The sequence below is a fragment of the Kitasatospora sp. NPDC059827 genome, assembly GCF_042731675.1.
Lineage (GTDB): Bacteria > Actinomycetota > Actinomycetes > Streptomycetales > Streptomycetaceae > Kitasatospora.
In genome coordinates this window covers 33,408-56,829 of the sequence record NZ_JBHWIV010000058.1, presented here as the reverse complement: position 1 = coordinate 56,829, position 23,422 = coordinate 33,408, and the positions used below count along the sequence as shown (strand labels likewise).

At 74.3% G+C, this 23,422-nt stretch carries 18 protein-coding genes; 7 read left to right on the top strand and 11 right to left on the bottom strand.

The window, feature by feature from the left end:
* Window positions 1-148: 148 nt before the first annotated feature.
* From ACFV8H_RS29250 to ACFV8H_RS29235, 4 genes are all read right to left on the bottom strand, one after another.
* Complete coding sequence (locus ACFV8H_RS29250; protein WP_380405866.1) at window positions 149-748, bottom strand: TetR/AcrR family transcriptional regulator; 600 nt, start codon at window positions 746-748, stop codon at window positions 149-151.
* Window positions 749-844: 96 nt separating this feature from the next.
* Window positions 845-1,891: an agmatine/peptidylarginine deiminase gene (locus ACFV8H_RS29245; RefSeq protein ID WP_380405863.1), complete on the bottom strand. Its 1,047-nt coding sequence runs from the start codon at window positions 1,889-1,891 to the stop codon at window positions 845-847.
* A gap of 31 nt (window positions 1,892-1,922) precedes the next feature.
* Complete coding sequence (locus tag ACFV8H_RS29240; protein WP_380405860.1) at window positions 1,923-3,644, bottom strand: urease subunit alpha; 1,722 nt, start codon at window positions 3,642-3,644, stop codon at window positions 1,923-1,925.
* Window positions 3,641-4,315, bottom strand: a complete 675-nt coding sequence (locus ACFV8H_RS29235) for an urease subunit gamma (RefSeq protein ID WP_380405857.1) — start codon at window positions 4,313-4,315, stop codon at window positions 3,641-3,643. The genes ACFV8H_RS29240 and ACFV8H_RS29235 overlap by 4 nt, the downstream gene beginning before the upstream one ends.
* 528 nt (window positions 4,316-4,843) lie before the next feature.
* Between ACFV8H_RS29235 and ACFV8H_RS29230 the strand changes: the two genes are divergently transcribed.
* A complete protein-coding gene (locus ACFV8H_RS29230; RefSeq protein WP_380405854.1) occupies window positions 4,844-5,359 on the top strand; it encodes an ATP-binding protein in 516 nt (171 codons plus the stop codon).
* A 358-nt stretch (window positions 5,360-5,717) separates the two neighbouring features.
* Window positions 5,718-7,994, top strand: a complete 2,277-nt coding sequence (locus tag ACFV8H_RS29225; protein WP_380405852.1) for a SpoIIE family protein phosphatase — start codon at window positions 5,718-5,720, stop codon at window positions 7,992-7,994.
* A 79-nt stretch (window positions 7,995-8,073) separates the two neighbouring features.
* Here the strand turns inward: ACFV8H_RS29225 and ACFV8H_RS29220 are convergent, their stop codons facing one another.
* The 5 genes from ACFV8H_RS29220 to ACFV8H_RS29200 form a co-directional block, all read right to left on the bottom strand.
* Window positions 8,074-9,189: a DUF2637 domain-containing protein gene (locus ACFV8H_RS29220; protein ID WP_380405849.1), complete on the bottom strand. Its 1,116-nt coding sequence runs from the start codon at window positions 9,187-9,189 to the stop codon at window positions 8,074-8,076.
* Between the two features lie 230 nt (window positions 9,190-9,419).
* Window positions 9,420-10,418, bottom strand: a complete 999-nt coding sequence (locus ACFV8H_RS29215) for a (2Fe-2S)-binding protein (protein ID WP_380405846.1) — start codon at window positions 10,416-10,418, stop codon at window positions 9,420-9,422.
* A gap of 168 nt (window positions 10,419-10,586) precedes the next feature.
* Entirely contained in the window at window positions 10,587-11,423 is an 837-nt protein-coding gene (locus tag ACFV8H_RS29210) for a hypothetical protein (RefSeq protein ID WP_380405844.1), read from the bottom strand.
* Between the two features lie 285 nt (window positions 11,424-11,708).
* On the bottom strand, window positions 11,709-12,569 hold the full coding sequence (locus tag ACFV8H_RS29205; protein ID WP_375890190.1) for a hypothetical protein: 861 nt from the start codon (window positions 12,567-12,569) through the stop codon (window positions 11,709-11,711).
* Window positions 12,570-12,744: 175 nt separating this feature from the next.
* Entirely contained in the window at window positions 12,745-13,359 is a 615-nt protein-coding gene (locus tag ACFV8H_RS29200) for an NTP transferase domain-containing protein (protein ID WP_380405841.1), read from the bottom strand.
* 141 nt (window positions 13,360-13,500) lie between these two features.
* Here ACFV8H_RS29200 and moaA point away from each other — a divergent pair, with 141 nt between their 5' ends.
* From moaA to ACFV8H_RS29185, 3 genes are all read left to right on the top strand, one after another.
* Window positions 13,501-14,496: a GTP 3',8-cyclase MoaA gene (gene moaA, locus ACFV8H_RS29195; protein WP_380405838.1), complete on the top strand. Its 996-nt coding sequence runs from the start codon at window positions 13,501-13,503 to the stop codon at window positions 14,494-14,496.
* Between the two features lie 241 nt (window positions 14,497-14,737).
* On the top strand, window positions 14,738-15,454 hold the full coding sequence (locus ACFV8H_RS29190) for an HNH endonuclease family protein (RefSeq protein WP_380405868.1): 717 nt from the start codon (window positions 14,738-14,740) through the stop codon (window positions 15,452-15,454).
* Between the two features lie 170 nt (window positions 15,455-15,624).
* Window positions 15,625-17,208, top strand: a complete 1,584-nt coding sequence (locus tag ACFV8H_RS29185; RefSeq protein ID WP_380405835.1) for an alpha/beta hydrolase — start codon at window positions 15,625-15,627, stop codon at window positions 17,206-17,208.
* Window positions 17,209-17,400: 192 nt separating this feature from the next.
* Here the strand turns inward: ACFV8H_RS29185 and ACFV8H_RS29180 are convergent, their stop codons facing one another.
* A complete protein-coding gene (locus ACFV8H_RS29180) occupies window positions 17,401-19,875 on the bottom strand; it encodes an ArnT family glycosyltransferase (RefSeq protein WP_380405832.1) in 2,475 nt (824 codons plus the stop codon).
* 175 nt (window positions 19,876-20,050) lie between these two features.
* Complete coding sequence (locus ACFV8H_RS29175) at window positions 20,051-21,172, bottom strand: alpha/beta hydrolase (RefSeq protein WP_375890200.1); 1,122 nt, start codon at window positions 21,170-21,172, stop codon at window positions 20,051-20,053.
* 160 nt (window positions 21,173-21,332) lie between these two features.
* Here ACFV8H_RS29175 and ACFV8H_RS29170 point away from each other — a divergent pair, with 160 nt between their 5' ends.
* Window positions 21,333-22,226: a hypothetical protein gene (locus ACFV8H_RS29170; protein ID WP_380405829.1), complete on the top strand. Its 894-nt coding sequence runs from the start codon at window positions 21,333-21,335 to the stop codon at window positions 22,224-22,226.
* A 122-nt stretch (window positions 22,227-22,348) separates the two neighbouring features.
* Complete coding sequence (locus ACFV8H_RS29165) at window positions 22,349-23,275, top strand: hypothetical protein (protein ID WP_380405826.1); 927 nt, start codon at window positions 22,349-22,351, stop codon at window positions 23,273-23,275.
* The last annotated feature ends 147 nt before the right edge of the window (window positions 23,276-23,422 follow it).

Sequence of the window (23,422 nt, the reverse complement as noted above, 5' to 3'; positions counted from 1 at the left end):
TTATAACCACCTCATCTGTGCGGCTGCTTCTTTTGTTTTTCTCACCCCGGGGCGCCCCCCCCCGGGGGGGGGGGGGGTGGGGCCCCGGAAGTCGGCCAGGCCGACTTCCGGCGCAGGGAGGCGGCCAGGCCTCAGCGGCCGGGGTGCCTCAGGTGCGGAGCAGGATGGTGGCGACGGCGGTGGCCTGGGTGAGGGCGGTGGGGTGGTGGGCGCCGGGGAGGCCGATGGCGATGGGGACGGCCAGGCCGTCGAGGAGGGCGCGGAGTTGGCCGGCGCGGTCGGCGGCCGGTCCGGGGGTGAAGTGGCCGGTGCTGGTGCCCTGCTCGATGAGGGTGACCAGGTCGGCCTGCCAGGGCGCCTCGATCTCCTGCTGCCCCTGGCGGAGTTCGGCGCTGGCCGGGGAGCGGCCCCAGACTTCCACCCAGAGGATCCAGCGCGGGTCGCCGGGGCCTTCGGCCAGGTAGAGCCGCAGGTAGGCGTCGAGGCGCTGCCAGGGGTCGAGGGCCGGGTCGGTGAGGGCTTCGCGCCGGCGGGCCCCCAGCTGGTCCTCGCTCCAGCGGAGGGTTTCGAGCAGCAGCTGGTCCTTGCTGCCGAAGTAGTAGAGCAGGTGTCCGGCGCTCATCTGGAGCTGTTTGCCGAGCCCGGCCATGGTGAGTTTGGCGAGTCCGTGTTCGGCGATCGCGGCCCGGGCGGTGGCGTAGACCTCCTCGCGGGGGCGCGCCGGGCGGCGCGGGCGGGGGTCGGCCATGGTGGTGCTGCTTCCTGACGGGCGAGACGGGCGGCGGTGGTGGAGGTCCGAACGGTACCGGAGCGGGGGAGGCTCCCCGCTCCGGTACCCCCGGTGTCAGGCCTTGGGCTGCTGCTGGGTGATGCAGTGGATGCCGCCGCCGTTGGCGAAGATCTCGCGGGCGTCGACGAGTTCGACGGTGCGGCCGGGGTAGGCCTTGGCGAGGATGTCGGCGGCCTCCTGGTCGCGCGGGTCGTCGAAGGCGCACAGGACGACGGCGCCGTTGGCCACGTAGTGGTTGATGTAGGAGTAGTCGACCGGCTCGCCGTCCTCGTCGAACAGGACGGTGGGGGCGGGCAGTTCGATGACCTCCAGCTGTCGGCCCTGCGCGTCGGTGGCGGCGCGCAGCACGGCGACGAGCTCCTGGCAGACCTCGTGGTCGGGGTGGGCCGGGTCGGGCTGGACGTGGGCGACGACGACGCCGGGGCGGACGAAGGAGGCGACGATGTCGATGTGGCCGCGGGTGCCGAACTCGTCGTAGTCGCGGGTGAGTCCGCGGGGCAGCCAGATGGCCTTGGTGGTGCCGAGGTGGGCGTGCAGTTCGGCCTCGACGTCCTCCTTCGTCCAGTCGGCGTTGCGGCCCTCGCCGAGCTGGACGGTCTCGGTGACCAGGACGGTGCCCTCGCCGTCGACGTGGATGCCGCCGCCTTCGTTGATCAGCCGGGAGGCGAAGCGCTGGACGCCGGTGAGCTCGCTGATGTGCTCGGCGATGTGCTGGTCCTTGTCCCAGCGGGCCCAGGACTGGGCGCCCCAGCCGTTGAAGATCCAGTCGGTGGCGGCCAGCGAGCCCTTGCCGTCGATCACGAACGAGGGGCCGATGTCGCGCATCCAGGCGTCGTCGAGCGGCCGTTCGACGATCTCGACGGCCTCGGAGACGTACCGGCGGGCGTCGGCGGTCTCGCCGGTGTTGACGATCAGCGTGAGCGGCTCGTACCGGACGATGGTGTCGGCGACGGCGGCCCAGGCCTCGCGGCCGGCGTGCAGCTGCTCGGGGGTCTCGAAGGTGGGGTTGGTGGTGGGGAAGGCCATCCAGGTGCGCTCGTGGGGGTGCCACTCGGCGGGCATCCGGTAGCCGAGGGAGGCGGGCGTGGGGGTGGTCATCATCGGGTCCTCGAGGAAGAAGTGAGCAACAGGGTCAGAGGAAGTAGAGGCGGCTGAGCGAGACGCTGTCCGCGGGTTCGGAGCGCAGGGGTGCGCCGTCGAGCGAGACCAGTCCGGTCTCGGTGACCTCGACGTGGCCGGTACGGGTGTTGCGGACGAGGTCGCGCGGCCCGATGCCGCGGGTGCCGCGGACGCCGACCCGGCGGCGGCGGGTGGGGAGCCCGTCGGCGGGTCGGTGGGGGTGGGCGCCGTCGGCGGCGGCCTGGGCGACGAAGGCGACCGAGAGGTCGGCGGCGGTGGCGCCGTGGGCGCCGAACTGGGGTCCCAGGACGAGGGGTTCGCAGCGGTCGGTGGCGGCGTTGGGGTCGCCGGTGACGCCGTACGCGGGGAGGCCGGCCTTGAGGACGAGTTGCGGCTTGGCGCCGAAGTGGTCGGGGCGCCAGAGCACGATGTCGGCGAGCTTGCCGATCTCGATCGAGCCGACCTCGTGGGCGAGTCCGTGGGCGATGGCGGGGTTGACGGTGAGTTTGGCGATGTAGCGCAGCACGCGCTCGTTGTCGTCGCCGCTCCCGGTGGTCCCGTACGAGCCGTTGCCGTCCAGTGGTCCGCGTTCGGCCTTCATCTTGCCGGCCATCGCGAAGGTGCGGCGCACCGTCTCGCCCGCGCGGCCCATGCCCTGGGCGTCGGAGGAGGTGATGCCGATGACGCCGAGGTCGTGCAGCACGTCCTCGGCGCCCATGGTGCCGGCCCGGATGCGGTCGCGGGCCATGGCGGCGTCGCCGGGCAGGTCGGTCTTGAGGTCGTGGGCGGAGACGATCATGCCGAAGTGTTCGCCGAGGGCGTCCCGGCCGTACGGGAGGGTGGGGTTGGTGGAGGAGCCGATGACGTTCGGGACGCCGGCCAGCTTGAGCACGTTGGGGACGTGTCCGCCGCCGCAGCCCTCGATGTGGAAGGCGTGGACGGTCCGGCCTTCGAGCACCCGCAGGGTGTCCTCGACCGCCAGGCACTCGTTCAACCCGTCGGTGTGCAGGGCGACTTGGACGTCGTACTGTTCGGCGACGCGCAGCGCGGTGTCCAGTGCGCGGGTGTGCGCGCCCATGTCCTCGTGCACCTTGAAGCCGCAGGCGCCGCCCTCGGCCAGCGCCTCCACCAGCGGGGCCTCGTCGGAGGACGAACCGCGGCCCAGGAAGCCGATGTTGACGGGCCAGGCGTCGAAGGCGTTGAAGGCGTGGCGCAGCGCCCAGGGCGAGTTGACGCCGACGCCCCAGACCGGGCCGAACTCCTGGCCGATGATCGTGGTGACGCCGGAGGCCAGCGAGGCCTCCATGATCCGCGGTGAGAGCAGGTGGACGTGGGTGTCGACGGCGCCGGCGGTGGCGATCAGGCCTTCGCCGGAGACGATGGTGGTGCCGGTGCCGACGACCACGTCGACGCCGTCCAGGGTGTCCGGGTTGCCGGCCCGCCCGATCGAGGCGATCCGGCCGCCGATCAGGCCGATGGACGTCTTGCGGATGCCCTGGATCGCGTCGATCACCAGGACGTTGCTGATCACGACGTCGCAGGTGTCGCGGACGGCGGCGGCCTTGAGGTGGAGGCCGTCGCGGGCGGTCTTGCCGAAGCCGGCCAGGAATTCGTCGCCGGGGGCCTGGGAGTCGGATTCGACGCGGACGATCAGTCCGCTGTCGCCGAGCCGGATCCGGTCGCCGGCCCGGGGGCCGTGCACGGAGATGTAGTCGTGGGCGGAGAGGGAGCTCACGAGGGCACCTCCTGGTCGTCGAAGTCGGTCAGGTAGCCGGTGGCGCGGGCTTTGGCGAGGGCGGCGTCCTTGGCGCCGGGGGCGTCCAGGGGGCCGTCGACGAGTCCGGCGAAGCCGATCGCGACGCGTGCGCCGCCGATCGGGACGAGGCCGACCTCGACGGTGGCGCCGGGGTCGAAGCGCACCGAGGAGCCGGCCGGGACGGCCAGGCGCGGGTTGGCCTCGAAGAAGTGGAAGTGGGAGGTGACCGAGATCGGCACTCGGGAGGTGTTGTGGACGGGGATGAGCAGGGTTTCCTCGACCGGGTCGTAGCCGGCGCCGTCGCCGGGCAGCGCGCCGCCGGGAGCCTCGTCGCCGAGGGAGCCGGCGCCCCGGAAGGGGTCGTTGACGACGGCGAGCCGGGTGCCGTCCTCGAAGACGGCCTCGACCTGGACGACGGTGACCACGTCGGGCACTCCGGGCAGGACGTCGGCGGCGGTGAGGACCGAGCGGCCGGCCTCGACGGCCTCGGCGAGGCGGCGGCCGTCGCGGGCGGCTTCGCAGACGGTGTCGGCGATCAGGGCGGTCGCCTCGGGGACGTTGAGGCGCACGCCCCGGGCGCGGCGGGCGCGGGCCAGTTCGGCTGCTGTGAAGATCAGCAGCCGGTCCCGCTCGGTGGGGGTCAGTCGCACGGTTCCTCGCTCGCGGTCGCCGGGGAGGGGGTGGGTTCGGGGCCCTGGGCTTCCGGACGATGTTAGAACGGCGTTCAAACATCTCGGCTCATTGAACCCGCACCGGGGCTCCATGTCCAGCGTTGCCGCTCCCCGGGCCTTCGGCCCCTCGGACGGGCGACGGGGTGAGCGGCGGTGCGGGTGGCGGTGCGGGTGGCGGGGGCGAGCGGGCCTGCTCCCCGGGCGGCGCACGGCGGTGGTGCGGGTGGGGGCGCGCAGCCCCGCGCACGGTCCGTACGGGCGCCGGGTGTGCGCGGGATCGGGTGGGGGCGGTCTCGAAAACAGCCTCTGCGCTTCGCAAACCTGTCCGGCGCGGGCAGTTGGATCACGTGAACCTCCCCGTGCCCCTTTCACCCCACGTGATCGGACGCACACTGTTGCAAACGCCGTCAACTGGGCATGAGGATGGTGGTTCAGTACGAGGGGGCCACCCGGCCGGCGGGGGATCCGGAGGCGGGGGCCCGGATTTGAGGGCGGGGGCATCTGTTGATGGACGGTCAGTCGCGATTCCCGCGGCAGCGGACGAGTTCGGGCGACGCCTACCGGTCCGGGCCGGTCCAGGGCCCGGTCGTCGGCGCCGGAACGGCCCTGCCGGGTGCGTCGGCCCCGGGGTGCGCGCTGCACCGCCGGCTGCACCTGACGCTCGAACCGGCCGACCTGGTCGGGGTGGGCGCGGTGCGGCACCGGCTGCGCACGGCGCTGAGCCACTGGGGGGTGCCGGAGCTGTCCGACACCGCCGAGCTGCTCTCCTCCGAGCTGGTCACCAACGCGTTGCAGCACACCGGCAAGGGGGCGGTCTTCGACGCGGTGCTCGGTACGGAGGGCCGGCTGCGGGTCGAGGTGCAGGACGGCGCGAGCCGGCTGCCCGGGCGGCGGCGCGAGCCGGACGCCGAGTACGCGACCTCGGGGCGCGGGCTGCTGCTGGTGGAGGCGCTGGCGGACTCCTGGGGCGTGCAGCTGCGCGGCGACGGCAAGGTCACCTGGTTCGAGCTCGCGATGCCGTAGCCCGCCGAAGTTCGGCGGAGCCCGCCAACGTCCGCCAACGTCCACCGAAGTCCGCCGGAGCCCGTCGGCGAACCCGCGCGCGACACCCGTACGATTGTTCGTCTCCGATTGATCCGTTCCCGAAGCAAGCCCTGAACACAAGGCGGAGCGCAAGATTTACGGCCCGTTGCCATTGCCGCTCGGCCGAACATTGGACAGGATGGTGGGAATGTGTGTCCACGTGCGGGAAGCAGCGGGGAGACCGAACCTCGACTGACCACCGCCCGTCGGCACCGCCCGATCCAGCACGACCCATCACACCGCCACGCGGCCCGTCCGGACGGTCGGCGCGGTCCGCCACGGCAGCGGCAGGAGCAGCATGCCCACTGAGCCCGAGTCGCCGGGGCCGACGCTTCCTCCCGGCGTGTCCGCCGCGGAGCGGCACCTGCCCGCCGTGGAGCCGCACCCGCCCGCTCCCCGCACGCCCGCGCAGGCCACCCGCCGCAACTCCGTCCGCACGCCGCCGGTGCTCGCCTCGGGGCGGCTGGCGCCCGTGCTGTCCGGCGGCCTGCCGCCCTCCTCCGCCGACTCCATGCCGGACTGGCTGGAGCCCGCGATGGCCGCCAACGGCATCGGCTCCTTCGACTGGGACATCCGCCGCGACGTCCTGGAGGGTGACCAGCGCGCCTGCGCGATCATCGGACTGGACTCCGTCGAGCGGGACCGCTTCGACCGCACCGCCGCCTCCTTCCTGTCCCTGCTGCACCCCGAGGACGCGCCGGTGGTGCGCCGCCGGGTCGAGCGCGCGGTGGCCGAGCTGGGCCAGTGCGGCGCCTACTACCGCACCGTCGGGCCGAACGGCACGATGCGCGCGGTGCGCTTCCGCGGCCGGGTGCTGGCGGACGCCTTCGGCCGGGCCTCCCGGATGGTGGGCTTCGTCTGGGACGCCACCGTCGAGCTGCACAAGCGCGACCACGCCGACCGGATGGCCCTGCTGCGCGAGGAGCGCTCGCGGTTCATCAAGGAGGCCGCGCGCGCCCTCTCCGAGGCGGTCACCGTGCGTGACGTGGCCCGGGTGTTCACCGAGCTGCCGCTGCCCGGCCTGCCGCCGGACGGTCTGGTGCTGGCCTCCTTCGAGGCCGGCCGGGCCCGGATCCTCGGCGCCTCCGGCTACCGTTCGCAGGCCCTCGCCGTCTGGGACCGCGCGGTGCTGCCCGCCGGCCACCCGGCCGCCGAGGCGCTCAGGCACCGCACCCCGGTCTTCATCTCCAGCCGGGAGGACTTCCGGGACCGCCACCCCGACGTGTGGGAGCAGACCAGCCGCACCGGCCGCGGCTCCTGGGCGTACCTGCCGCTGGTGGCCAGCGGCCGGGCGATCGGCGTCTGCGTGGTCAGCTTCGACGACGAGCGCGAGCTGGACGCGGACGAGCGCACCCTGCTGTCCACCCTGGGCGGGCTGGTGGCCCAGTCGCTGGCCCGGGCCCGGCTGCACGACGCCGAGCACGAGCTGGCGGCCGGCCTGCAGCGGGTGATGCTGCCCCGCACCGTCCCGTCCGTGCCCGGGGTGACCACCGCGGTGCGCTACCTGGCGGCCGGCTCCGGGCTGCAGATCGGCGGCGACTGGTACGACGTGGTGCCGCTGCCCGGCGGGCACGTCGGCCTGGTGATCGGCGACGTCCAGGGCCACGACGTGCACGCGGCCGGGATCATGGGCCAGCTGCGGATCGCGCTGCGCGCCTACGCCGCGGAGGGCCACCCGCCCGCCGCGGTGATGGCCCGCGCCTCCCGCTTCCTCGCGGACCTGGACACCGACCACTTCGCGACCTGCACCTACGCCGAGGTCAACGTGGACTACGGCGTGGTCTACGCCGTCCGGGCCGGCCACCTGGACCCGGTGGTGCGCCGCGCGGACGGCACCGCCGCCGTCCTGCCGGTGGCCGGCGGGCTGCCGCTGGGCATCGACCCGGACCAGGAGTACCGGGTGACGAGGTTCAGCCTGGACCCGGGCGAGACGGTGCTGCTCTGCACCGACGGCCTGGTCGAGGCCCGCGGTACGGACCTGGACGAGGGCATCGGCCGGCTCACCCGGACCATGGCCCGTCCGCTGCCGGCGGCCGGCGAGGCGGCCCGCGACCCGCTGGAGGAGCTGGCCGACCGGATCACCTCCCAGGCCGCCGACTCCAGCGAGCGCGAGGACGACATAGCGCTCCTGCTGCTGCGCTGGGACGGTCCGGAGGGCGGCCTGGCCGCCCAGCAGCTGCGCCGCCGGATCGGCCAGGCGGACCTCGCCAGGGTGGCCGAGGTGCGCGCCGAGCTGCGCGACGCGCTGCGCCGCTGGGGCGTCGCCGAGTTCATCGACACCGCCGAGCTGCTCTCCTCCGAGCTGGTCACCAACGCGATCCGGCACACCGACCGGGACGCCATGTTCACCGCCCGGCTCTACCGGGAGACGGTCTCGGACGGCGGCCGGGCCCGGCTGCGGGTCGAGGTGGAGGACGAGTCGGACCTCTGGCCGACCCGCCGGACCCCGGGGGAGCAGGCCTCCTCCGGGCGCGGGCTGATGCTGGTCGAGGCGCTGGCGGACGCCTGGGGCGTGGAGCCGCGCGGGTCCGGCAAGCGGATGTGGTTCGAGCTCAGCGGGACGAGCGCGGCCTGACCGTTCCCCGCCCCCGCCCCCTGGGGCCCGGGTGACGCGGGGCCCCAGGGGAACGGCCGGGCCGGGGCCCGGTGACGGATCAGCCGAACTGCTGCTCCAGGTCCTTCAGTTTGCGTTCCAGCGAGTCCAGCCGCGGGAGCGTGACGGTGTCCTCGTCGGCGGTGAGGTCGATGGTGCGCCGCTCCGGACGGGCCGGCAGGCCCGGCTGGGCGACGGCGCCCTCGGCCGCCTCGACCTCGCGCGCGCGCGTCCTGGCCCCGCGCGTGCCCGACCCGGCCTCGCGGGCGCCCGCCTCGGCGGAGCCGAGGGCCCCGGCCTCCCGGGCGCCCGCCGGGAGCTCCGCCCCGGGCCCGCCGGTTATCGCGGACTCCGGGCCGGCCGACTCCAACTGCCGTGCGGCGCCGCCGCGTCCGCGCCAGTGGCCGCTGCTGCGGTTGATCGCCCGGATCTCGGCCCGCTCGCGGCGCCCGGCGAGCTTGCGGCGCTCCTTCTCCATGGCGCGCTCGCGCTTCTCGTCACGGACCTCGTCCACCGCCTCGTCCAGGCTGCGCACACCCTCCAGGAGCATCAGCGACCAGGCCGCGTAGGTCTCGCGCGGGGCGCGCAGCCAACGGACGATGCGGATCTGCGGCAGCGGACGGGGCACCAGGCCCTGTTCGCGCAGCGCGGCCCGGCGGGTCTGCTTGAGCGCGCGGTCGAACAGGATCGCGGCGGACAGCGACATGCCGGAGAAGAACTGCGGGGCGCCGGCGTGGCCGAAGCCGCGCGGGGCGTGCACCCAGTTGAACCAGGCCGAGGCGCCGGCGAAGAGCCAGACCAGCAGCCGGGAGCCGAGCGCCGCGTCGCCGTGGCTGGCCTCGCGGACGGCGAGCACCGAGCAGAACATCGCGGCGCCGTCCAGGCCGAACGGGACGAGGTACTCCCAGCCGCCGGACAGGCCGAGGTTCTGCACGCCGAAGCCGACCAGGCCGTGGAAGGAGAGCGCGGCCGCGACACCGGCGCAGCAGAACAGCAGCGTGTAGGAGGCCGCGCCGTACAGGGATTCCTTGTTGCGGCGCCGTTCCTCGGAACGCTCCCAGGAATCCGCGCCGGCGGCGGATCCCCGGCTTCGGGCCAGGGCCACCAGGAGGGCGCTGACCAGCAGCCCCACGACCCCGGTGACGGCCCAGCCGAGCGGTATGTCGGACAATTTCATTGCCGGAACCAGCCTCGCTTTCTGCGTCGCGTTCCTGCGCCGATCGCTGCGTTCCAGCAGCGCGGCGGGGACCATCATGACGGATGCCCGGCGGGGGAAAGGCGGATTCGCCGTCAATGCGCTGAGGAGAGGGATTTCTGACCCGTCGCCAATCACATGGTCATATGAATTCGGCGCTGGACATTCCCGGAATCACGGGCTTTTCGAATCCCTGGTCGTACGGATTTCCGTCAACGTCGCGTGACGCGGGGGCAGCCGTTGCACATTTCCGCGGATTCCACGGTGTAGACGAGGCAACAGCTGGCCCGAGCCCGGTCCGTACCCGAAGCACCGCCGCACGCGGGCGCCGGGGGTGCGAAACCGGCGCCCGGGGTGAAGGGGGCCGGGGCGGGAGCGGGGCCCCGGCCCGCGCCGGGCGTGCGCGCCGGTCCGGGGGAGGAAGCTCCAGGGGAGGACGGCGCAGCGGACTCCCCGGACTCCCCGGACTCCCCGGGCTCTCCGGGGGCCAGCAGGGCGGACAGCTCGTCGCGCGCCCGTTCCTGCTCCCCGAGCAGCCCGCCCGCGTACCAGAGCCCCTCCACCACCGCGTCGGTGGCCATCGCCCACAGCACCCGGGGCCCGCGCCGCGCCTCCGGTCCGAAGGCGGCCAGCACCGGGGTCAGGAACTCGGCCAGGGCGCGCCGCAGTTCGGCCCCGAGCGCGTCCTCGTCCGGCACCGTACGGGCCCCGGCCGTGCGGGCCGCGGGGTCGTCCGGCAGGCAGACGAAGGCCTCCGGGCGCACCGTCAGCTCCATCGAGGCCGGGGCGCGGTGGACCGAGACGTCGCCGGGTCCGAGCAGCGGGACGCGCCGCTCCAGGAACCACGGCACGGTGAACAGCAGCGAGACCGGCCAGACGAAGCGGTGCAGCCCGAAGCCGGCCGCCACGTCCGGGCGCAGCGGCCGCCCGTAGCGGGTCAGGCCCTGCCGGGCGTCGTGGGCGACCAGTTCGCGCAGCGCCGCCGGGTCGGTGGTGAGCGTGGCGACCGGCAGCCAGCCGTCGCCGTGCCGGGGTGGGGCGCAGCGCAGGTCCAGCATCGGGGCGAGCGCGGTCAGCCGGTGGTACGAGGGGGCGCAGGGGGTGGGGGTGTCCGGTGCGTGGGTGGGTTCGTGCGCCTGGGCGTGGTCGTGCGCCTGGGTGGTGCGGGGGGCGCGCGGCGCGGGGCCGGGCCGGGTGCTGCTCGCGGTCATGGGCGGGCCCCATCGGGTCGACCGGGGCCGCCGGTGGACCGCCCGGCAGGGCCGGTCGCGGACGGTCCGCCGCGGCCGGGCCCGGCCGGTCCGGGGCGTGGCGGTGCCCGGGGAACAGCAAGGCGACCTGTCCGAGGCGCTGCTCACCCCGGACAGGTTAGGCTCACCTTAGCTGATTGTTCCCCGGGTCTCGCTGGTGATGCGTCCGTCCGGGGGAGGCCCCGGCGCACGTCCGAGCTGGCGTGCGAGCCAGACCGGCACCCCGCCCAGGGCGTGCACCAGGCGGGTGGCCTCGGCGCGCAGCCGCACCGCCTCGGCCGGTTCGGACACCTCGGCGAGCGCGGCGAGCGCCGGCGCCACCCCCACCGTGAAGCCGAGTTGCTCGCGCAGCCGCAGTGAGGCGTCGAAGCCCTCCCGGGCGTTGCCGCGGTCGCCGCGTGAGAGCGCGAGCGCGCCCAGGTGCCGCCAGGTGTAGGAGCGGAGCAGTTCGTCCCCGCGTTCCCCGGCGCCCTCGTGCGCCCGGCGGTAGGCGATCCAGGCGGCGCTGCGGTCGCCCAGCAGGTTCTCGGCGACCAGTCCGCGCCGGAAGTCCAGCAGGGGCCGGCCCGGCGCGTCCGGCGGCAGCAGCGCCGAGGTGCGGCCGAGGGCGGCCTGGGCCTCGTCGAGGCGGTCGCGCGGGCCGAGCACGCTGGCCAGGTAGGCGAGGAAGCCGCGGGCGCAGCCGGCGGCCGCGCGCTGCTCGGTGCCCTCCGCCAGGGCCTCGGCCAGCCGTAACGCCTGTTCCGCCTGGGTCCAGTGCGCGGCGGTGAACAGGCATTTCTCGATGAGGAGTTCGGCCCGTGCGAGGGCCGCGGCCGGGTCGTGTTCGGCGGCGGGTCGCAGTAGTTCGGCGGCCTCCTGCCAGCACCCCCGGGATCGCAGCCGCCACACGGTGTCGCCCGGTTCCTCCGCTGTCGCCCGCCCCCGTTCGTCCGGGCCGCTCGGGCTCCATCCGTGCTCCGACAACGCCACCTCCTTGTGTGCGCCATCCAGCAAGGGCGCGGACCTGCCTTGGAGCCCTGCCGTCACGGCCCGTTCGCATGGCGGCGGCAGGGTGAACGGCACGGCGAAAGGCCCGCGCTGTGGCGGCAATTCAACACGGGGGTGAGCTTGTGCACCAGATCACGAGCGGAGGTTGTTGCTTTTGTCGGGGAGATGATCTAGTGGGGCGCCGGGCGCCGGGCGCCGGGCTCCGGGTGTCGGGGCGCCGGGTGTCGGGGGACGGGCGGATCGGGGGACGGGCGGGTCGGGTCAGGAGGTCCAGCCGGTCTCCATCAGGGCCTCGGCGGCGCCGTTGGCGGGTTGGGGCACGCCGGCCAGGTCGAGGCTGAACAGGGCGACCAGCAGTTGTTCGCCGCGCACGGTGGCCTGGTGGGAGTAGCCGGCCAGGGTGAACATGGCGGCGGCCATCTCCTCGGCGTGCAGGGTCTGCAGCCACAGGCACTCGACCGACTTCACGTCGGCGGGCTCGGTCCAGGTGTCGACCTGGGCGACCATCCGGCCGCCCAGCAGGGTGACCCCGTCGCGTTCCTGGGCCTCGGTCAGCTCCAGGTCGTCGAAGCCGAGCCACTCCAGGTAGCGGGCGGCGGTGAACACCGCGTCCTGGGAGGTGCGCACCGGGTGGGGGCGGAACGGGGCGCGGTGGCGGAACGGCCTGGGGCGGCCGGCGGGGCCGCCGCCCTGCGCGGGCGGGGCGGGCACCGGGGCGTTCACCGGGTGCGCCGGGTAGGGACGGGCGCTCTGCGGGCCGGGAGCGGCGAGCGGGCCGGCGGTGCCGCCGCCCAGCCGGGTGGTGCGGTCCACCGGGAGCCGGACGGTGGCGCCGCAGTTGCAGGTGAACTCGGGCTGCGGCCACTGGTCGGAGCGGCCGCAGTGCGGGCAGCGCATGCTCAGCCAGGAGTCCTCCCAGGAGCGGAACCGCACCTGGACCGGCACCCCGCCGCGCAGCAGCGGGACCTTCAGCGAGGCGCCGCACGGACACGGCAGCGACGGCGGCTCGTACAGGTGCTCGCGGCGGCAGGCGGGGCAGCGGATCGCCCGGGCGCCACCGCCCGCCCCCGGCCCCGACCGCGCGGGGTCGTGTCCGGTGAAGTCGTCGGGCAGTCCTGCCATCGCGGGCTCCGTCCGTCGGTGTCGGGTCGGGGTGAATGGTTCCCATGCTCCCCGAAACGTCCGGCTTCGGGCGCGGAATGGGGCAATCCTCAGGGACGGATCAGGGACGGATCAGGGGCCGGTCGCCGGTACGGGCGAGGCCGGGCCCCTCCGCGGGGAGGATGCGCGGCCGGCGTCAGCGGGGTGGTCGGTCGACGGACCAGCGGGCCAGGTCGGCGGGGGTGTCCAGGTCGTCGGGGACGGCGACGTCCGCGCACTCGACCAGGACGAGTTCCCCGGCGTGCGCCGCCAGCAGGGCGCGGGCCCCGGCGTCCCCGGCCGCGCCCTCGGCGGCCTCGGCGAAGTGCCGCGCGCCGATCAGCACCGGGTGCCCGCGCCGTCCGCCGTACGCCGCGGCGGCCAGGTCGGCGCCGGCCCGGTGCGCGGCCAGCAGCCGGGCGACCGCGGCCGGGGTGACGCCCGGGGTGTCCACCAGCATCACCAGCACTGCCGGGGCCCGCGGCGGCAGTGCGGCCAGTCCGGCCCGCAGCGAGGAGCCCATGCCCTCGGCCCAGTCCGGGTTGGCGACCAGCCGGCAGCCCGGCAGGTGCGCGGTGGAGCGCACCCGCTCGCGGTCCGCGCCCAGCACCACGGTGACGTCCGGGCAGCCGCCGGCCCGGACGGTGGCCACCGCGTGCTCCACCAGCGGCCGGCCCGCGTACCGGATCAGCGCCTTGGGCCGCCCGCCGAGCCGGCGTCCGCCCCCGGCGGCGAGGACGAGGGCCGGGACGGCGGGCGGTGTGGTCTGCATGCGCCCAGCCTGCCCGGTCCGGGCCCGGTCGCGCAGCCGTTCGGCGCTTGTACGAATCCACAAGGCGAAGGCGCAGGTCGCGGGCGGTCCCCGGCGGTTCGGCCGCTGGTCCCGCGGCCCGCTTGCCCCTGTACTGGGGCGATGAACACCGCACCGCGCCCGCTGGTGGACCGCTTCGGACGGGTCCACACCGATCTGCGGGTCTCCCTGACCGATCGCTGCAACCTGCGCTGCACGTACTGCATGCCGGCCGAGGGGCTGGACTGGCTGCCCCGGGCGGACGCGCTCGGGGACGACGAGGTGGTGCGGCTGGTGCGGATCGCTGCGCAGCGCCTGGGGGTGCGCTCGGTGCGGCTGACCGGTGGGGAGCCGCTGCTGCGGCGGGGGCTGCCGGGCCTGGTCGGGCGGCTGGCCGCGCTGGGCGTGGAGCTGTCGCTGACCACCAACGGGATCGGTCTGGCGCGGACCGCGGTCGCGCTGCGGGAGGCCGGGCTGGGGCGGGTGAACGTCAGCCTGGACACGCTGCGCGCGGACCGGTTCGCGGAGCTCACCCGGCGGGACCGGATCGCCGACGTGTTCGCGGGCCTGGCGGCGGCGAAGGCGGCCGGGCTGGACCCGGTGAAGGTCAACGCCGTGCCGGTGCGCGGCGTGAACGACGACGAGATACCGGAGTTGGCGGCCTTCGCCGTCGAGCACGGCTACCGGATGCGCTTCATCGAGTCCATGCCCCTGGACGCGCAGGGGAGTTGGGACCGCGCCGCGATGGTGACGGCCGAGGAGGTGCTGGCCCGGCTCGGCGAGCGCTTCGACCTGGTGCCGGTCGGGCGCAGCGGCAACGCCCCGGCGGAGGAGTGGCGGGTCGCCGGGACGGACACGGTGATCGGGGTGATCGCCTCCGTCACCCGGCCGTTCTGCGGGGGCTGCGACCGGGTCCGGCTGACGGCCGACGGGCAGTTGCGCAACTGCCTGTTCGCGACCGAGGAGTCGGACCTGCGCGCGCTGCTGCGCGGGGGCGCGGACGACGGGCGGATCGAGGAGGCCTGGCGGGCCTCGGTGACGGGCAAGGGGCCCGGACACGCCATCGGCAGCGCCGGGTTCGTCCGGCCGGACCGGCCGATGTCGGCGATCGGGGGCTGAACTCCCGGGCGCGGACGGGGATGCGGGCGGGGATGCGGGCGGGGACGGGGACGCGGTTGGGGCCCGGGCGGCCGGAGTCGACGGAGTGTGAGCTTCGACATGCTCCTGGGCTCCCCGTGGCGTCGGCTTGACCTTCTCTTGGGGCGGCTGGTCTGCTGGTTCGCCGTCAACCCGCCCCTGACCCCGGGAGTTCTCCGTGCCCGCCCGCCGTACCTGGCTGTCCGCCGCCACCGTGTTCCTGATATGCCTGCTCGCCCTGGTCGGCTGGCTGGTCGAGGGCCGCGGCGGGAAGTCGCCGGGCGGGTCCGGACCGTCCGCCGTCGGGACCGGCACCAGCCCGCTGCAGAACCCGGACGGCACCAAGCCCGGCCTGGCGCCGCTGACCACCCCGGAGGAGCAGAAGGCGGGCCGGGAGCTGATCGCCAAGGTGGCCACCGCCCGTACCGGCCCCAAGGACGGCTACGACCGCAACGAGTTCGGCCCCGCCTGGACGGACAGCGTCGAGGGCGTCCCGTACGGCGGCAACAAGTGCGACACCCGCAACGACCTGCTGGCCCGCGACGGCAGCGGTGTCGAGCGCAAGGACGGCTCGGACTGCGTGGTCACCGCGATGACCATCCACGACCCGTACACCGGCCGGACCGTCGAGTGGACCAAGCAGCAGGCGTCGAAGATCCAGATCGACCACGTGATGCCGCTGTCCTACGACTGGCAGATGGGCGCCGCCAAGTGGGACAAGGCCAAGCGGGTCCGGATCGCCAACGACCCGCTCAACCTGATCCCCGCCGACGGCTCGCAGAACGCCTCCAAGGGCGACTCCGGCCCGGCCGACTGGCTGCCCGCCAGCACCGAGATCCGCTGCTCGTACGCGGTGCGCTTCGCCCAGGTCTCGCTCAAGTACCAGCTGCCGGTCACCGAGGCGGACAAGAAGGCGATGCTCCAGCAGTGCGGCGGGTGAGGAAACGATCCTCCTTCGCCGGTCGTACCGCGCGGTGACGAGGCGGCGCGGCCTCGCGGCGGCGCTAAGGACCTCGCGGCGGCGCTAAGGAAGTGACAAGGAGGCGGCCGGGGGCAGCGGGCGAGATGCCCCGGCGGTGCCTCGGATGGTATTCGTGGGCGGTGCCCCCGATGACCCCCCGCCTGCGGCGACGCGCCCTGCCCGCCCTCGCCGCCCTGCTCCTCGCCCTGGCCGCCGGCTGCTCCGGCCCCGGCGGCGCACGCCCCGCGGCCGCGCCGACCAGCCGCCCGCCGCTCGCCGAGCGGGCGCCCACCAGCGCCTCCCCGGCCCTGCAGGCGTACTACGACCAGCGGCTCGCCTGGGCACCCTGCGACGGCGCGGGCGGCGACGCGGGCGCCGACGGCGCGGAGGCGGCCGCACCCGCCGTCCAGTGCGCCACCCTCAAGGCCCCGCTGGACTACGCCGACCCCGGCGGCCGCAGCATCGACGTCGCCGTCGCCCGGGTGCCCGCCGCCGACCCCGCCCACCGGATCGGCGCCCTGCTGGTCAACCCCGGCGGGCCCGGCAACTCCGGTGCCAACATGGCCCGGGGCTGGAAGGACGGCCAGGGCCCGATGCGCGACCGCTTCGACGTGGTCGGCTTCGACCCGCGCGGCTCCGGCGCCACCCTGCCGATCGACTGCCTGGACGACCGCACCCGCGAGCAGTCGATGCGCACCGACGACCCGGCCTACGACCGCGGCCGGGTCCTCGCCGACGCCTGCCGGACCAAGTACGCCGACATCCTGCCGTTCCTCGGCACCCGCAACAGCGCCCGCGACATGGACGTGCTGCGCAGCGCCCTCGGCGAGCGCAAGCTCGACTTCCTCGGCCTCTCCTACGGCACCTACCTCGGCGTCCTCTACGCCGAGGAGTTCCCCGACCGCACCGGTCGGCTCGTCCTCGACGGCGCCGTCGAACGCAGCACCGACCTGATGCACCTCGACGTCGAACAGGCCGCCGCCACCGAGGCCGGCTTCCGCGCCTTCGCCACCGCCTGCACCGCCGAGGGCGCCGACTGCCCGCTCGGCACCGACCCGGCCGCCGCCCCCGGGCGGCTCGCCGACTTCCTCGACGGCCTCAAGGACCACCCGCTGCCCACCCACGACGGCCGCACCGTCACCGCCTCCCTCGGCTGGGGCGTCGTCATCGACACCCTCGCCGACGGCCACGGCAGCTGGTCCCGGCTGCGCTCCGCCCTCGACCCCGCGCTCACCCGCGGCGAGGGCGACGAACTGCTCCGGTTCTCCGACGGCAACGCCGGCCGCGACGACGACGGCCACTACGAGAACTCCGCGGACGCCTTCGCGGCCATCCACTGCGCCGACGCCCCGCTCGCCCCCAGCGACGCCGACCTGCGCACCTCCCTCGCCGACCTCGCCGCCCGGGCCCCGCTCACCAGCCGCCACGACACCCGGATCGCCCTGCTCGAACCCGACTGCCGCCCCTGGCCGTACCGCTCCACCGAGCGGCCGCACACCGTGACGGCGCCCGGCAGCGCCCCGATCCTGGTGATCGGCGGGACGGAGGACCCGATCACCCCCTACGTGTGGGCGCAGCGGATGGCGGCCGGGTTGCAGCACGGCGTGCTGCTCACCCGCGACGGCGACGGGCACATGTCCTGGTACCACGGCTCCTGCGCGCGCGACGCTGCCGAGGCCTACCTGGTGGACGGGGTGCTGCCGGCCGCCGGGGCGCGCTGCGGCTCCGACTGACGGGGCGTCGGGCCGGGCGTGTGGGAGGCGCCCGTGAGAGGGGCCCGTGAAAGGGGCCCGTGAAAGGGGCCCGTGAAAGGGGCATGCGAAAGGGGCATGCGAAAGGGGGCGCGCCGCGCGAACGCGGCACGCCCCCTGGGGAGTTCGGGCTCCGGGATCAGGGTTCCCGGAGCCCGGGTCGGGCCGACCGGATCAGGCCTTCGGGGCCGTCAGGTCGTAGAAGGTGGTGGTGCCGACCGTCTTGGCGGTGAAGTGGCTGGTCACCCAGGCCTCGATCTGCGCCGACTCGGTCTGCTGGTCGCCCTCGGCGCCCTCGCCGCCCGCCCCGCCGGCGCCGCCGAAGCCGCGGTGCGAGCCGCCGCCGATGAACCAGTGCACCTTGCCCTCCTGGACGTACTTCTGGAAGTCCGCCAGGCTGAGCGAGGGGTCCGTGCCGTTGAAGCCGCCGAGCGCCATCACCGGCTTGCCGGTGGCGAGTTGGTAGCTCGCGGCGTTCTGCGAACCGGTGGTGGCGGCCGCCCAGGTGTACTGGCCGGCGTCCTGCGAGAGCAGGGACTTCGCCTCGTCGCTCACCTTGGTGCCGCCGAGCAGGCCGCCCATGCCGCCACCCATGCCACCACCCGTGCCGCCGCCGAAGCCGCCGGGGCCGCCCGCGCCCTCGGGGCCCTGGCCGCCGCCGGGGAACCCGGGGAAGCCGGGCGTACCGGAGGCGCCGCCGGACCCGGTGGACCCGCCCGCACCGCGCTCGTGGCGGCCGCCGGGGGCGGTGCCGTCGGCGCCCCGGCCGGAGCCGCCGTTGAAACCGCCCTGGCCGCCCTGGCCGTTCTGACCGCCCGGGAAGCCGTGGCCGCCCTGACCACCCCGCCCGCCGAAGCCGCCCTGACCACCCTGGCCGGCGCCGCCCTGACCACCCTGGCCGCCCTGGCCGCCACCGAAACCGCCCGGGAAGCCCCGGCCGCCCTTGCCGCCCTTGCCGAAGGAGCCCGGCCCGAAGCCCGCGCCCTTCACGGACGGACCGGCCGTGATGATCGAGCCGTTGTGCGCGGTGCCCACGGTGTCCACCGCGTACGCGGCCGGACCGCCGAGCGCCGCCGCCAGACCCACCAGGCCCGCCACCGAGGCGATCCGCGCGCCCGTCCGTCCGGAGACCCGGCCCGCCACCTGCCCGGCGACCAGCGCCCCCGCGGCCGCCAGTCCGCCGACCAGCACCGCCCAGCGCAGCCAGGGCAGGAAGTCGGAGCTGCGCCCGAGCAGGACGAACGCCCATCCGGCCGTCACCGCGAGCACGCCGGCCAGCAGCAGCGCGTACGGCAGCCGGTGCCGGGCCCGCCACAGGCCGTCCACGCCCATGCCGAACAGGGCCGCCACGGCCGGGGCCAGCGCCACCGTGTAGTACTGGTGGAAGATCCCGGACATGAAGCTGAAGATCAGCGCGGTGGAGACCAGCCAGCCGCCCCAGACCAGGAACGCCGCGCGGGCCGTGTCCGGACGGGCGTAGCGGCGGGTCGCCCACAGGCCGACCACCAGCAGGATCAGCGCCGCCGGCAGCAGCCAGGCGATCTGCCCGCCGATGTCGCTGCCGAACAGCCGGGTGATGCCGGTCTGGCCCCAGCCCCGGTTGTGCCCGGCGCCGTCCGGCAGGTCGAGCCCGGCGGGCATCCGGCCGCCGCCGCCCACGCTGCCGCGCTCGTTGCCGTCGACCCGGCCGAGGCCGTTGTAGCCGAAGGTCAGCGACAGGAAGTCGTTGTCCTGCGAGCCGCCGACGTACGGGCGGGCCGAGGCGGGCAGCAGCTCCACGACCGCCACCCACCAGCCGCCGGCGACCACGACGGCCACGCCCGCGAGCAGGGTCTGCCGCAGCCGCCGCCAGAAGCCGGTGGGCGCCACGACCAGGTAGATCACCGCGAACGCGGGCAGGATCAGGAAGGCCGCCAGCGTCTTGGTGAGGAAGGCGAAGCCGAACATCGCGCCGGTGAACAGCAGCCACCTGGTGCTCGCCGTCTCGACCGCCCGCACCATCCCGTACGCGGCCAGGGTCAGCAGCAGCACCAGCAGCGCGTCCGGGTTGTTGAAGCGGAACATCAGCGCCGCGACCGGGGTGAGCGCCAGCGCGGCGCCCGCCAGCAGGCCGCCGAGCGGGGAGAAGCGGCGGCGCACCGTCGCGTACAGCGCGCCCACGGTGGCGGCGCCCATCAGCGCCTGCGGGGCCAGGATCGACCAGGAGGAGAGGCCGAACAGCCGCACCGACAGCGCCATCGGCCAGAGGGACGCCGGGGGCTTGTCGACGGTGATGAAGTTGCCGGCGTCGGAGGAGCCGAAGAAGAAGGCCTTCCAGCTCTGGCTGCCGGCCTGCACGGCCGCCGAGTAGAAGGCGTTGGCCCAGCCGGAGGCGCCCAGGCCCCACAGGTAGAGCACGACCGTCGCGGCCATCAGCGCCAGCAGGGCCGGGCGCACCCAGCGCGGGTCGTCCGCGCGCCCGCGCCAGGCGCGGGCCGGGAGGGTGCGCAGCCGTCCGGACCAGGAGGCCGGGCCCTTGGGGCCGGTCGGCGGCAGGGGCTGCTCGGGGAAGAGCGGCGCCGGGTCCGGCCGCGGCGCCTCCGGTGGCGGGTAGTTCGCGGCCTCGGGCCACGGATCGCCGGCCGGAGGGGAGTAGCTGCTCGTGGTCATGCGCCATACCGTGCGTGGCGTGGCTGAGAGAACCGTGAGATGCGGCTGTGAGGCGGGTGTGATCTGCCCGGTTTCACCCGTGCGGCGGCGGGCTCAGGGGGCTCTCATCCGGTGGGGCAGCTCATCCGCTTGAGTCGTCGCTCAGGCGGTCGTGCCGCTCGTCCCGTCGGGTCGCTCAGGCGGCGGCCGGCATGGTGATGTGCTTGCCCAGCCACTCCAGGGCCGGGGGGATCTCCCGGGTCCAGGTGTGGAAGTTGTGGCCGGCGGTGTCCAGGGTGATCGTGGACATCTTGGTGGGCGCCTTGAAGGCGGCGACCATGGCCTTGGTGTCGTCGTAGTTGTTCTCGTCGTTCGCGGTGGTCAGCAGCAGCGAGACCGGGGCGGCCGGCTGGTTCTTGAGCCGCCACAGCAGGTCGTTCTCCTGCTTGAGCTTGTCGTTGCCGCCGAACAGGTCGCCGGTGGTCGGGTCGTGGGCGGCGCTGTAGTAGCCGGAGAGCGCGACCGCGGCCGGGTAGGAGTCGGGCTTGCGCAGGGCGAACTTGAGCGCGCAGTAGCCGCCGGTCGAGTTGCCGATCACGGCCCGGTTGGAGGGGTCGGTGCCGATCCGGTAGGTGGTGGCGAGGGCCTTGGGTAGGTCGCTGGTGAAGAAGGTCTCGACCTGGGGGCCGTTCGGCACGTCGACGCACTCGGTGTCGCGGTTGTCGACGAGGGTGGGGCGGGTCATCACCAGGATGGTCGGCGGCAGCTTCTTCTGCTCGATGGCGTCGAGGGTGGACGCCGGGTACTGCATCAGCGAGATCAGCTTCTCCGGGGTGCCCGGGTAGCCGGTCAGCACCACGGCCATCGGGAAGCGCTGCTTGGCGAAGCCCGGCTGGAAGTACTGCGGCGGCAGGTAGACGTACGCCTCGGTGCTCAGGCCGGTGCCGGCCCCTTTGACGTCGACCTTCTGGATCATCCCGGAGCGGTCCGGCTCCGAACCCTGGGACGAGTAGAACTTCTGCTCGCCGGTGACGGACACCCCGGAGGCGTTCGGCTGGTGGTCGACCACCGTGCCGAGGCCGCCGCTGGTGCCGAGCAGGTCGGTCCAAGAGCTGTAGAAGCCGAAGTAGCTGTTGGCGATCAGGCCCATCGCGGCCAGCACCGACAGCTGGGTGGCCAGGAAGGCGCCGATCCGGCCCAGCCAGGACTTCCAGCCCTTGCCGCCGAACTTGGGCCAGAACCACATGGTGGCGGCGAAGACGACGATCGCGATGACCGACGTGATGACCTGGAGGGGGAGTCCGGTGAGGCTGAGCACGTGCCCGATCGTAGTTGACCCCGACGTCGACCCCGCCGGGCGGGGCGGGACGGCCCCCGGGGGTGGTCGCCGGAAACGGATTGACCGGGGTGGTTCGTACTCGGGACCATGTCGCGGGGTGTGCGCGCGGTGCGCGTGCCGGGTGACATGGGGTGGGGTCATGAAGTCCATCGGCAAGGCCGGTCTGGCCATCGGTTCGGCGCTGCTGCTCGCGGCGTGCTCGGGCGCAACGACGGCGGGCAGGCCCGGGCCCGGGGCCACGACGAGCGCGGTGCCGTTCGGCCCGGTGCTCAGCAAGAACATCGAGCCGGTCGACAACGCGCTCGCCCGGATCCCCGGGGCCAAGAACCTGAGCGACCTCGAGGCCGTGATGAGCGCCCTCAGCACCGCCGCGCACGACGCCTCCAGGGCGCTGAACGTGGCGGACGCCCCCGCCGCGGTCACCGGGGACCGGCACGACCTGGCGAACGCGCTGAGCGTGCTCCAGTCCGATGCGACGAATGTCCGTCTCGGCATCAAGGCCCGGGACGTCTGCGCACTGGACTCGGCCGAGGCCCAGCTGGGCGCGGGCGAGGGGTTGAAGTCCGTACCGGCGGTCCTGGCGAAACTGACGGCGGCCGGCTACGCGGCGAACCTCACCGTCCCCCGGCTGCCCAAGCAGCAGTCCCGCTCGCTGGACAACGGCACGATGATCAGCAAGGGGAAGCTGCACGGCGACGGCGAGTTCAAGGTCGACAACGGCAGCAAGGAGGACGCGGTCGTCTCGCTCGTGCTGGGCGGCAAGGCGGTGCACTCGATGTTCGTGGCGAAGGGACAGAAGGCCGACATCCAGGGCGTGGAGGACGGGACGTACGACGTCTACGTCTCCCAAGGGGCGGACTGGGACTCCGCGGCCAAGTCCTTCACCCAGAGCTGCGCGTTCACCAAGTTCGAGGACACCTTCCCGTACGAGACCGGCCGCACCTCGACGTCCTGGTCGATCACCCTCCAGCCGGTGGTCGACGGCAACGCCAAGACCAACGACGTGGACCCGAACTCCTTCCCGCAGCTGTAGCGTCCGGCCGGACGGCCCCTTCCGGCGTTCGTCCGAAACCGCTTGACCGGGACGGGTCGAACTCGGCAGCATGTGGCCCGTCTGTGCACGGAGTGTGCACACGGTGTCATCGGGGTGGGGTTGTGACGTTATCGGGGTCCGCAGGCAGGTCCGGTCTGGTCGTCGGCGCGGTGCTGCTGTTGGCGGCGTGCTCGGGCGGTGGCGGCGGCGGGGGTGGCTCCGCGGCGGCGGGTGCGACGCCGACGGCCACCGCGACGCCGTACGGGACCACGCTCGACCAGGCCCTCGCGCCGATCGGCGGCGGGCTGGGGAAGGCGGCCGAGGCCAAGACCATGCCCGACCTCAACATCGCGCTCGCCACCATCGAGACCGAATCCAGCCACGCCGCGAAGGCCTTGAAGGACGCCGCGGCGCCGGCCGGGGCCGAGGCGGCGCGCATCGACCTGGTGAACGCCTTGCGCTCACTCTCCGACGAGGCGTCGGCGATCCGCACCGACATGAGGCTCGACAGGCTCTGCGGCGTCAGCGCCGGAAAGGCGCGGATCGGTGGCGGGCAGGGCCTGTCGGGCGTCTCGGGCGCCGTCACCAAGCTGACGGCGGCGGGCCACCGGAGCACCTTCACCGTCCCGGATCTCCCGAAGCTGCCCGCGCAGCCGCGGACCCTGGAGAACGGCACCATGGTCCGTGAGGGCGGCGGGGAGGGGAAGGGGACGCTGGAGGTCGACAACAGCGGCAACAAGGCGGACGTGGTCTTCACGATCGCCCGGAACGGGGCCTCGGTGGCCTCGGTGTTCGCCGCCAAGGGGAAGCAGGCCACGATCGAGGGCATCGCGGACGGCTCGTACGACTTCTACTACGCCACCGGTGTGGACTGGGACTCCGAGGCGCGACAGTTCACGCAGGACTGCAGCCACGTCAAGTTCCAGCAGCAGCACGCGTTCGACTCGAAGGGCGGCGGGACGATCTGGACGATCACCGTCCGCCCGCAGGACGGCAAGGGCAACGCCAAGGTCGACGGGCAGAGCGCGGACTCCGCGCCGCAGCCGTGACCTTCGCCGACTCGTCCCGTAACGGGCATACCAGGACGGGTTGTTGCCGAACGATGGCACAACCCGGCCCCTGGGGTGGCGAGTTGTGCGGGAACTGTTGACCGCTTGAAGTGACCATGGCACTTTCGTGCGGGCGTGGGCCTCGGC

Excerpts from the sequence above, each read along its gene's own strand:
- ACFV8H_RS29250 (WP_380405866.1), bottom strand. The coding sequence starts at position 748 with ATGGCCGACCCCCGCCCGCGCCGCCCGGCGCGCCCCCGCGAGGAGGTC.
- ACFV8H_RS29245 (WP_380405863.1), bottom strand. The coding sequence starts at position 1,891 with ATGATGACCACCCCCACGCCCGCCTCCCTCGGCTACCGGATGCCCGCC.
- ACFV8H_RS29230 (WP_380405854.1), top strand. The coding sequence starts at position 4,844 with ATGGACGGTCAGTCGCGATTCCCGCGGCAGCGGACGAGTTCGGGCGAC.
- ACFV8H_RS29225 (WP_380405852.1), top strand. The coding sequence starts at position 5,718 with ATGCCCACTGAGCCCGAGTCGCCGGGGCCGACGCTTCCTCCCGGCGTG.
- ACFV8H_RS29220 (WP_380405849.1), bottom strand. The coding sequence starts at position 9,189 with ATGAAATTGTCCGACATACCGCTCGGCTGGGCCGTCACCGGGGTCGTG.
- ACFV8H_RS29215 (WP_380405846.1), bottom strand. The coding sequence starts at position 10,418 with ATGACCGCGAGCAGCACCCGGCCCGGCCCCGCGCCGCGCGCCCCCCGC.
- ACFV8H_RS29205 (WP_375890190.1), bottom strand. The coding sequence starts at position 12,569 with ATGGCAGGACTGCCCGACGACTTCACCGGACACGACCCCGCGCGGTCG.
- ACFV8H_RS29200 (WP_380405841.1), bottom strand. The coding sequence starts at position 13,359 with ATGCAGACCACACCGCCCGCCGTCCCGGCCCTCGTCCTCGCCGCCGGG.
- moaA (WP_380405838.1), top strand. The coding sequence starts at position 13,501 with ATGAACACCGCACCGCGCCCGCTGGTGGACCGCTTCGGACGGGTCCAC.
- ACFV8H_RS29185 (WP_380405835.1), top strand. The coding sequence starts at position 15,625 with ATGACCCCCCGCCTGCGGCGACGCGCCCTGCCCGCCCTCGCCGCCCTG.
- ACFV8H_RS29180 (WP_380405832.1), bottom strand. The coding sequence starts at position 19,875 with ATGACCACGAGCAGCTACTCCCCTCCGGCCGGCGATCCGTGGCCCGAG.
- ACFV8H_RS29170 (WP_380405829.1), top strand. The coding sequence starts at position 21,333 with ATGAAGTCCATCGGCAAGGCCGGTCTGGCCATCGGTTCGGCGCTGCTG.